We start from the raw sequence: 9,096 nt of genomic DNA, 5'->3' as shown, positions 1-9,096 counted from the left end.
CAAGACCACCTTTGTCAGTGGTTCCCTTTGTGGCAATTCTGGACAGAACCACGCTCTTGAAGAAGCGGATGCCTTTAAAGCAGCTGCAGATTACGACGTGGAGTACAGGGCGACCCGCCCGACCACACAGGTGCAAAATGCCCAGCAGGTCTCAGGTGGCATCTACCAGTACGATGTGAATGTCCAGTTTGATCTCCCCAGAGGCAAATATGCCCTCCCTGTGCAGACCATTCCCATCAATCGGGTGGAACAGGTGATGGTGCTCAGGCAGGGGTTCCGCACCGAGTCCCAGCAGGGATACTTTCAGCGCCAGTACCATTTTGATGCACCAGAGTTTCTGTTCGGCGGCATCTTCCAGATCCGGGACGGGCAGTTCTTTGTGGGAGAATCGTCGGTGCCCAGTGCAGCCAAAGGCAGCCCCGTGGTGGTCAACATGGGAGAGGCCACCGAAGTAACCCACCAGCGCAGGGTGACCTATCTGGGCAAAGAGACCATCAAGGAAGCGAATTCCAATGGGGGTTATCTGGACCGCTATGAGGTCACCCTCACCTTCAAGAATCACTCAGATCGGGTGGTGCAGTTGAATTATCTGGAAGACCTGTTTGAGGCTGGACGGAAAATCAACATTGAAAAACATTCCTCTGCCCTGAAAGCGCTGAAGGACCAGATTCAGTTTGTGAACACCCTTGCCCCTCTGGAGGAAAAAACCCTGCAATTTACTTTCACAAAAGAACATAGATACTGATCTACGGTTGCAGTTTGAGCCATCCTGCAAAAGATCAAGAAACCATGAACCTGCCAGAACACACCTGGCAGGTTTTTGCAGGTCAGGGAAGGGATCTCAAACCCTGACATTTGGGTCTCAAGCAGGAGAAGAAAAAACCCTGCAATTCACGCTCCAGACGGACCGCCCCTGATAACGAAGCTGTAACCATATGAGCATCAGGTGAATCCCCACCTTAATTCAACCTGAAGCAGATTGTGTATCCAACTTCACGAAAGGCCGCTAAGCTGAGCTCATGAAAAGATTCGCACTGATTGCCCTCGGCCTGATGGCCACCGCACACGCCGCTGATTTACGCATCTACCCCGGATTCAGTGAAATCCGCGAAAACGTTCAGGTCGGAGAGAAATACACCCTGAACCTGCCCATTGACCACTTCTCACAGATCCTCCCTGGCAGCTTAACGCTGGAAGGTGTAGACGTGCTGAGCCAGACCAGCCAGCAGGTGATGACCACCCTGCAGGGCCAGAAGGTGCTGGTGCAAAAGGGCAATGAACTCATTGAAGCCGAAGTGGTCCGCGCCGATGACTTCCTGCTGAAAGACCTGAAAACCGGGCGCTACTTCTATGCCGATCCCCGCAACATCGAATACCTGAGTGCCCCCCAGCAGCCCAGCTTTCAGGTGGATTTCCTGATTGCAAAAGGTGGAAACGCCACCCTCAGTTACCTGACGCAGGGCATCACCTGGACCCCCCGTTACAACCTCAACATCACCGATAACGGGCACACCTTCAATGCCTGGGCAGACATTCGCAACAACACCGGTCGCAAGCTGACCGTGGACCACACCGAACTGTTCGGTGGTGATGTCAACCTCTCCATGAATGACTACCCCCGTCCCATGCCTGCTGCAGCCCCTCAGGGCATGATGATGAAGGCTGAAGCAGACGCCATTGTGGCCCAGGGCGAAGCAGGCGGCCTGTACCGTTATGACCTGACCCAGGGCTTCACCCTGGAAGCCAGTGGAACCTACACCCTGCCCTTCGTGAAGCCCCAGACCAAGGTGACCCCCTTCCTGTCTGCCACCAGTTACTTCTACCCCCAGAACACCGAAGGCAACCTGAGCCGCCTGTACAAGTTCACCAGCAGTGAATTCCTGCCCAATGGCACCGTCACCGTGCGTGAAGATGGTCGCATCGTGGGTCAGGCCCAGGTCCCCAACCTGACGGCCAACAAGGAAACCCAGCTAAACCTCGGTCAGGACGCAGATGTCAGTTACAAACGTGAAGTGAAGACTGTCAGCCAGAACGAAAACCGTGCGGTTTACAACGTCACCCTGACCCTGAAGAACAACAAGAAACGCGCGGTGCAGGCCCAGTTCAAAGACATGCTGAGCGGCAAGTTCGAGATCAAAGGCAACGTGAAAGCCACCACCGAAGGTGTGCTGGTGGAACCCAAGCTGAACGCTGGAGAGAAGCGCACCTACACCTATACCATCACCCAGATTTACCAGTAAACCCTCTTACCTATAGAGAAAAACCTGCCCCCGAGCGTCATGCCCGGGGGCCCTTTGATGGTTCGGCCAGGTTTTCATGCCCTGCGCAGAGGCCTTCTGGATGCAGGGGAGGGTGTTCCGCCGAACCATCTGGGAAAGGACAGCCTGGTGAGGTTTTTCTGGGTGGTGGCCTCCTCCTGCTGGAACTGAACTTCCTTTTGAATCTTTTCCTGAACGGCTTTCATGGCGAGGTATTGCTGGGCATCGAACATGGGCATCTCCTTCTGACTCAAGGCTAGGGTCTGCCACGGTGTCAGAGTCAAACGGCCCCACAAATGACATTTGACCCTCACACGGTGTGAGACTTATATGCTGAGGCTGGAGTTGATGTGCATGGGTGAAGCGAGTTTTCTGTCCATCGGCAATTTTTCCAGACTGAGCCGCATTTCGATCCGGTCTTTGCGTTTTTACGATGAGATCCAGTTGCTGCTCCCGCAGTTCGTGGACCCCTCTTCCGGGTACAGGTTCTACACTGCCGACCAGCTCAAAGAAGCCGAGAAGATCCGGTTGCTGCGCTCACTGGATGTGCCTCTGGAGAACATCCGGGAGATTCTCTCGGGGACCGATGAGACCGTTGAACAGGTGATTGAACAGCACAAATGCCGCCTGAGACAGCAGATTGAGGAATTGAAGCGCACCCTGCAGCACCTGGACCGGGTGTCCATGCACCACCGGGACATCCGCCCGACCCTGGAAACGGAAGGTCCCAGCAAGATCCTGAGTCTGGGTCTGATGACCGGGCTTTCGGGGATTGAGCCCACCCGAGAGAGAACCTCAAGAATGCTCCTCAGGTACGCAGAAGAGCAAGGCCTGAAGCCTGTGTCGCCTTACATGGAGCTCCGCAGTGTGTTCATCAACGACCAGAAGGACCTGTTCAAACCAGAGATGGTGGCTGCAGTGTGCCCCAAAGATGATCCGTTTGAAATCGAACTGGCTTACGCTGTGGAAGGCAATGCAGAGGTGAAGAGCCCTTTTCTGCTCCGGGAGCTTCCTGCAGGGACCTACCTGACACTGACCCACCTCGGACCTTATGAGCCCTTGCATCTGGTGCATCAGGCGATGCTGGAGTACGTGCAGAAAAACGACATGACCTTCATGGGTGGCATCCGCGAAGTGTACCTGAAAGGGCCACAGGACACCTCCAATGCAGATGAGTGGATCACCCGCGTTCAATACGAGGTGTCTGTCTGAAAGTGACGCCTTCGGGGATGTTTTTCCTCGGCAAGGGCCCGGAAATGGGTTATAGTCTGTCTAGACGTATGGACAAATTGAAGATGCAGCAGTGGCAGGACCTGGCCCGCAAGGAACTGCGTGGCAACGACCCTGAAACCCTCCATCGGGACACTCCAGAGGGTGTGAAGTTCAAACCGCTGTACACCGAAAACGATCTGGAAGAAACCCGACATCTGGGGACCCTTCCAGGGCTTCCCCCTTTCACCAGAGGTGTGCGGGCCACCATGTACACCCACAGGCCCTGGACCATCCGACAGTATGCAGGTTTCTCCACCGCCGAGGATTCCAACCGCTTCTACCGTGAGAACCTTCGCATGGGCCAGAAGGGCCTCTCTGTGGCTTTCGATCTTGCCACCCACCGCGGCTACGACTCGGACCACCCCAGGGTCACAGGGGATGTGGGGAAAGCAGGAGTGGCCATCGACTCTGTTGAGGACATGAAGATCCTTTTTGACGGGATTCCCCTCGACCAGATGAGCGTGTCCATGACCATGAATGGGGCCGTGCTGCCCGTGCTGGCTGCATTTATTGTGGCAGGGGAGGAGCAGGGGGTCTCACAGGACAAACTCTCCGGGACCATCCAGAACGACATCCTCAAAGAGTTCATGGTGCGAAACACCTACATCTACCCTCCAGAATTCAGCATGCGCATTGTTTCTGACATCATTGAATACACGGCAAACCACATGCCGAAATTCAACAGCATCTCCATTTCTGGTTACCACATGCAGGAAGCTGGAGCCAATGCTGCTCTGGAGCTGGCCTACACCCTGGCAGACGGTCTGGAATATGTGCGAGCAGCCCTCCAGAAGGGTCTGGACATCGACGCTTTCGCTCCACGCCTGAGTTTCTTTTTCGGGATCGGCATGAACTTTTTCATGGAGGTGGCCAAACTCCGTGCAGCAAGGCTCTTGTGGTCGGAGCTCATTGAGCCTTTCCAGCCAAAAAACCCCCAGAGCATGGCCCTCAGGACCCACTGCCAGACTTCTGGCTGGAGCCTCACTGCGCTGGACCCCTACAACAACGTCATCCGCACCACCATCGAGGCGATGGCCGCCGTGATGGGAGGCACCCAGTCCCTGCACACCAATGCCTTTGATGAGGCCCTGGGCCTTCCCACCGAGTTCAGTGCCCGCATTGCCCGCAACACCCAGCTCATCATCCAGGAGGAAACCGACATCACCCACACGGTGGACCCGTTCGGGGGCAGTTACTTCATGGAGAAGCTCACCCATGATCTGGCAGAGGAAGCCCGCAGGATCATTGCGGAGGTGGAGTCTCTTGGGGGCATGACCCGCGCCCTGGAAAAAGGCATCCCCAAACTGCGCATCGAGGAAAGTGCAGCTCGCAAACAGGCCCGCATCGACAGTGGGCAGGACGTGATTGTGGGTGTCAACAAATACCGCCTGGACAGTGAAACCCCTGTGGATGTGTTGCAGATCGACAACGTGAAGGTGCGTGAACAGCAGATTGCCCGCCTGAAACAGATCCGTGCCACCCGCGATAATGAGAAGGTCGATGCAGCCCTGAAAGCCCTGGAGCAGGCAGGCCTTTCAGGAGAAGGCAATCTGCTTGCTCTCGCTGTGGAAGCCATGCGAGTGAGGGCCACCGTTGGTGAGGTGAGCACGGCATTGGAACACGCTTTTGGCCGCTACCGCGCAGAGGTGAAAGGCATGACCGGAGTGTACGCCAGCCATTTTGGCGACCAGAGCCGCATTGCAGACCTGAGAAAACAGACAGAGGCCTTCAAGGAAAGAACCGGACGCCGCCCCCGCATTCTGGTGGTCAAACTCGGGCAGGACGGACATGACCGTGGAGCCAAGGTGATCGCCACCGGACTGGCCGATGTGGGCTTCGATGTGGACCTTGGTTCCCTGTTCCAGACCCCTGAAGAGGCTGCACGTCAGGCCATCGAGAACGACGTGCATGTGGTCGGGGTGTCCACCCAGGCTGCAGGCCACCGGACCCTGGTTCCTGCCCTGATCGAAGAACTCCGCAAGCAGGGTGCCCCGGACATTCAGGTGGTGGCAGGCGGGGTGATTCCTCCTCAGGACCATCACTTCCTGTACGAGGCTGGAGTGGCGGCCATCTTCACGCCAGGAACTGTGGTGATGGACGCCGCACAGGACCTGCTGAACCTGCTCTCAGATGTCCAGTCCTGACCTGCTCTCTGGTCTCCTGCAGGGAAACCGCAGGGCACTGGCCCGCACCATCACCCTGCTGGAAAGCCAGAAGAAAACTCACCAGCAAGAGGCCCGTGTGCTCCTGGAACACATCCTTCCTCACACCGGGAATGCTTTCCGCATTGGGATCAGTGGAACACCCGGAGTGGGGAAGAGCACCTTCATTGAAACTTTTGGCTTGCACCTGATTGGGCAGGGTCTCAAAGTGGCTGTGCTGGCCGTGGACCCCAGTTCGGCGGTTTCTGGTGGGTCCATTCTGGCAGACAAGACCCGCATGGAACGCCTTTCCAGCAGGCCAGAAGCTTTCATCCGCCCCAGCCCAAGTGCTGGAGTGCTGGGTGGAGTGGCCCTGCACACCCGCGAAGTGATGCTGGCCTGTGAGGCTGCAGGCTTCGACGTGATCCTGATTGAGACTGTTGGGGTGGGCCAGTCTGAAACCGTGGTTTCCAGACTCACCGATGTTTTTGTGCTGCTGACCCTCCCTAACGCTGGAGACGACCTTCAGGCGGTCAAGCGCGGCATCATGGAAGTGGTGGACCTCATCCTCATCAACAAAGCGGACCTGCTGCCTGAAGAGGCCAACCTCACCCAGGTGCAGCTTGAAAGTGCCCTCAGGCTTCAGCAATCTCTGGCAAAGGTCTTGCAGATCAGTGCTCTGCAGGGCACCCACATGGAAAAGGTGTGGAGCCACCTGAAATCCTGGCAGGCCCAGCATCAGGCCCAGATCCTGCACAGAAGACAGGTCCAGCAGGAAGCCTGGTTCGAGGACCACCTGAAAGCCCTGGTCTGGCAGCAGTTTCTGGAACAGGTGAACCCAGAGCGCTGGGCCTCCTTGCGGGAACAGACCAGAACGGGCAAAATGGACCCGGTAAGCGCAGCCCACCTTTTGTTGGAGGACACCCATGGAGAAAAGCATCTTCCAGAGAATCATTGACCGAGAAATTCCCTCCCAGATCGTCTATGAAGACGACAAATTCATTGCCATCCGGGACATTGCCCCCAAGGCCCCCGTTCACCTGCTGCTGATCCCCAAGCAGTTCTCCAGCCGCCTGGATGAAATCGCTGATGCCCAGCACATGGGAGAACTGTTCATGACCGCCAACAGGGTGGCAAAAGAGCACCTGACCGACTACCGTCTGGTGGTCAACGTCGGGGCTGGAGGGGGACAGGTGGTTTTCCACACACACATCCACATCATGGGCGGATGGGAAGACCGTTCCGAGGCCGAGCACCTCACTGAAGCTGCACAGTAAAGACACAACCCACATCACCTGCCCACCCGAGGCAGGTTTTTTTGAAAGGAAAACATGGAACCCGTTTTGGTGATTCATGGAATTGGCAACCGGGACCAGCATGCCTGGAGCCAGGAAGTGCAGGAACTTGAAGAGCGTTTTGAAACGGTCACAGGAAACTCAACTTTCCAGTTTATCCCGGTGTACTGGGGCGACCTTGCTGCCCACACCGAGAACCTTGATGCCTGCATGCCGGATCTGGAACCTGCTCCCTCCTTTTCTGTGCCCAGGGTCAACCCGCAAAATGCAAAGGTTACCGACCTGCTGAACCTGATCAACAGGCTCCCTGCAATTGTGGCTGCGCCCATCAAGGCACAACTGGAAGCCGCCCTCAATCAGGTTGCTGGAGATGCAGTAAGAAGTTATCTGGCCCAGCAGTACCAGACGGCCAGGGTCTCCAACCGCCACATGATCACCACCTCACTTGGAGACATCATGGTGTACCAGAGAAACCAGGCAGCCATTCAGGGGCGGGTCTGGGAGGTGCTCAAGGCCTTTGATGTCAGGAAAATGGGGTATGGCACATCCCGCAAATCGGTGCATGTGGTGGCCCATTCCCTGGGAGGAGTCATTGCAGTGGACACCATCATCAGAGGAAAACTGCCCCTCCATGCAAAATCCCTGACCACTTTTGGAAGCCAGTTTCCTTACTTTCATCTGGTGGACCCGAGGCCCACGGTTCCAGCCTATACAGGTGAACCCATCGTGATGCCACCGCAACTCAAACGCTGGATCAACCTCTGGGAACCGCTTGATCCTCTGTCCTTTGTTGCTTCAAAAATGTTCCAGCTCAGCAGTGGAAAACCTGTGACAGACATTCAGGTGCATCCTGAGGGAGGCATGACTGAACTGCTGCAAGGATACCATTACACCCACGGAATTTACTGGCAGACCCGGGAATTGCTTGATGCCCTCAAAGAGAACCTGCTCAAGTGATCAAAAAAGAAGAGGAGGCAAGGCCTCCTCTTCTCAAACTTTAGAACTTTACTGGGCAGCCTGAGCAGCGACTTTGTTGAGGCGCTTGGCCAGACGGCTCTTCTTGCGGGCAGCGGCTTTCTTGTGCAGGGTGCTGCCTTTGGCGGCCTTGTCGATCAGGCTCTCGGCGAAACGGTGCAGTTCAGCAGCGTTTTCAGCGCCAGTGTTGGCAGCTTCAACGGCCTTCTTGCTGAAGGTCTTGATGGCACTCTTTTTGGAGCGGTTGTTCTGGCGACGCTTGAGGCTCTGGCGGTGACGCTTCTGAGCGGAGGGGTGACGTAAAGGCATGGGTGTCTCTCTTTCTCCTGAGGGCTCTCAGGGCGGTTCCCGTACTTCTGCTTGCCGGGGAACCGAAGCGTCTGGAAGTTTTTCTTTCAGACGCGCACCTGTTCAGGTGCACCTGTGCACTGCAAAAATACACAAGCCTTTAAATGGTAGCGCACAACCCTGAATTTTGCAAGCTCAGCCTGCTCCTGCTGCACTTGCACTGCCCGCCTCTGCCTGATGCAGGAGGTAAAAGGCAGCACTGGCCAGGACCACCAGCAGAGCCACTGGAGCATTGCCTTCCAGGGCAACGTCCTTACCATCGTGTTTTCCTCCAATGCGGCCTGTGAGTTGGCCCGCCTGGCAGGTGAGGTTCAGGTCATAACCAATGACAGGTCCACCGAGACGGCCAGTGATGTTCTGGCCATCTTCTTTGAATTTGAGGTCCATTCCAGCAAAATCACCTCCAAAGCGTCCCTGGTGAATTTCTCCAGCTTTGATCAGGACATCGAATCCATCAAGGGTGCCTCCAATGCGTCCTTCTGTGGCAAAGTCGAAGGCATCAAGCCGGATGTCATAGCCCAGCTTTCTGCCTCCAATCCGTCCTCGCACCTCGGGGTTTGAGAATGTGGCCTGAATGTCGTATCCCATGCTGGTTCCACCAACGCGTCCATGAATTTCCATGGGCTGATTTTATCGCATGAACTTGAAGGGGCAGGTCAACTGAGGGTTTCCCACGAAAAAGGATGGAAAACCATGCCCTCTGGTCACCGGTTATGGTGGGTTTCATATCAGGTTTTTCGCGAAGAAGGATGGAAAATCAGAGGAATTTTCTGTAAAGAAGCTGATTTACAAGACACCATGCTTAAT

10 protein-coding genes are annotated in these 9,096 nt (G+C 55.9%); 7 read left to right on the top strand and 3 right to left on the bottom strand.

Translation table 11 applies throughout. The features are described 5' to 3' along the window. Together DC3_RS29080 and DC3_RS09005 are read left to right on the top strand one after the other, a co-directional pair. Positions 1-745 (top strand): hypothetical protein (locus DC3_RS29080; protein ID WP_186815929.1); only part of this gene is annotated, 745 nt, incomplete at its 5' end. A gap of 274 nt (positions 746-1,019) precedes the next feature. Continuing rightward, positions 1,020-2,240 carry a hypothetical protein gene (locus tag DC3_RS09005; protein ID WP_146884017.1) on the top strand — a complete coding sequence of 407 codons (1,221 nt, stop codon included), beginning with the start codon at positions 1,020-1,022 and terminating at the stop codon, positions 2,238-2,240. A 74-nt stretch (positions 2,241-2,314) separates the two neighbouring features. On the opposite strand, the gene DC3_RS29075 is transcribed toward DC3_RS09005, so the two are convergent. After that, positions 2,315-2,491, bottom strand: a complete 177-nt coding sequence (locus DC3_RS29075) for a hypothetical protein (RefSeq protein WP_186815928.1) — start codon at positions 2,489-2,491, stop codon at positions 2,315-2,317. A 121-nt stretch (positions 2,492-2,612) separates the two neighbouring features. Between DC3_RS29075 and DC3_RS09000 the strand changes: the two genes are divergently transcribed. The 5 genes from DC3_RS09000 (at position 2,613) to DC3_RS08980 (ending at position 7,923) form a co-directional block, all read left to right on the top strand. Further along, a complete protein-coding gene (locus tag DC3_RS09000; RefSeq protein WP_186815927.1) occupies positions 2,613-3,470 on the top strand; it encodes a MerR family transcriptional regulator in 858 nt (285 codons plus the stop codon). 68 nt (positions 3,471-3,538) lie between these two features. Next, on the top strand, positions 3,539-5,674 hold the full coding sequence (gene scpA, locus DC3_RS08995) for a methylmalonyl-CoA mutase (RefSeq protein WP_146884015.1): 2,136 nt from the start codon (positions 3,539-3,541) through the stop codon (positions 5,672-5,674). Then, the gene (meaB, locus tag DC3_RS08990; protein ID WP_146884014.1) at positions 5,661-6,629 is read left to right on the top strand and encodes a methylmalonyl Co-A mutase-associated GTPase MeaB; all 969 of its coding nucleotides are present in this window, start codon (positions 5,661-5,663) and stop codon (positions 6,627-6,629) included. Before scpA ends, meaB begins: the two co-directional genes overlap by 14 nt. Then, the gene (locus DC3_RS08985) at positions 6,598-6,948 is read left to right on the top strand and encodes a histidine triad nucleotide-binding protein (protein WP_146884013.1); all 351 of its coding nucleotides are present in this window, start codon (positions 6,598-6,600) and stop codon (positions 6,946-6,948) included. Before meaB ends, DC3_RS08985 begins: the two co-directional genes overlap by 32 nt. A gap of 54 nt (positions 6,949-7,002) precedes the next feature. After that, on the top strand, positions 7,003-7,923 hold the full coding sequence (locus DC3_RS08980; RefSeq protein ID WP_146884012.1) for a hypothetical protein: 921 nt from the start codon (positions 7,003-7,005) through the stop codon (positions 7,921-7,923). 48 nt (positions 7,924-7,971) lie between these two features. On the opposite strand, the gene rpsT is transcribed toward DC3_RS08980, so the two are convergent. Together rpsT and DC3_RS08970 are read right to left on the bottom strand one after the other, a co-directional pair. Beyond that, a complete protein-coding gene (gene rpsT, locus DC3_RS08975; RefSeq protein WP_146884011.1) occupies positions 7,972-8,250 on the bottom strand; it encodes a 30S ribosomal protein S20 in 279 nt (92 codons plus the stop codon). Positions 8,251-8,424: 174 nt separating this feature from the next. Further along, the gene (locus tag DC3_RS08970; RefSeq protein WP_146884010.1) at positions 8,425-8,910 is read right to left on the bottom strand and encodes a hypothetical protein; all 486 of its coding nucleotides are present in this window, start codon (positions 8,908-8,910) and stop codon (positions 8,425-8,427) included. Positions 8,911-9,096 lie beyond the last annotated feature (186 nt).

This window comes from Deinococcus cellulosilyticus NBRC 106333 = KACC 11606 (assembly GCF_007990775.1).
Lineage (GTDB): Bacteria > Deinococcota > Deinococci > Deinococcales > Deinococcaceae > Deinococcus_C > Deinococcus_C cellulosilyticus.
Note: the sequence above shows the minus strand (reverse complement) of the source record. Positions and strands in the feature narration are given on the sequence as shown.

Coding starts and splice junctions, on each gene's coding strand:
- DC3_RS09005 (WP_146884017.1), top strand. CDS start 1,020: ATGAAAAGATTCGCACTGATTGCCCTCGGCCTGATGGCCACCGCACAC.
- DC3_RS29075 (WP_186815928.1), bottom strand. CDS start 2,491: ATGTTCGATGCCCAGCAATACCTCGCCATGAAAGCCGTTCAGGAAAAG.
- DC3_RS09000 (WP_186815927.1), top strand. CDS start 2,613: ATGGGTGAAGCGAGTTTTCTGTCCATCGGCAATTTTTCCAGACTGAGC.
- scpA (WP_146884015.1), top strand. CDS start 3,539: ATGGACAAATTGAAGATGCAGCAGTGGCAGGACCTGGCCCGCAAGGAA.
- meaB (WP_146884014.1), top strand. CDS start 5,661: ATGTCCAGTCCTGACCTGCTCTCTGGTCTCCTGCAGGGAAACCGCAGG.
- DC3_RS08985 (WP_146884013.1), top strand. CDS start 6,598: ATGGAGAAAAGCATCTTCCAGAGAATCATTGACCGAGAAATTCCCTCC.
- DC3_RS08980 (WP_146884012.1), top strand. CDS start 7,003: ATGGAACCCGTTTTGGTGATTCATGGAATTGGCAACCGGGACCAGCAT.
- rpsT (WP_146884011.1), bottom strand. CDS start 8,250: ATGCCTTTACGTCACCCCTCCGCTCAGAAGCGTCACCGCCAGAGCCTC.
- DC3_RS08970 (WP_146884010.1), bottom strand. CDS start 8,910: ATGGAAATTCATGGACGCGTTGGTGGAACCAGCATGGGATACGACATT.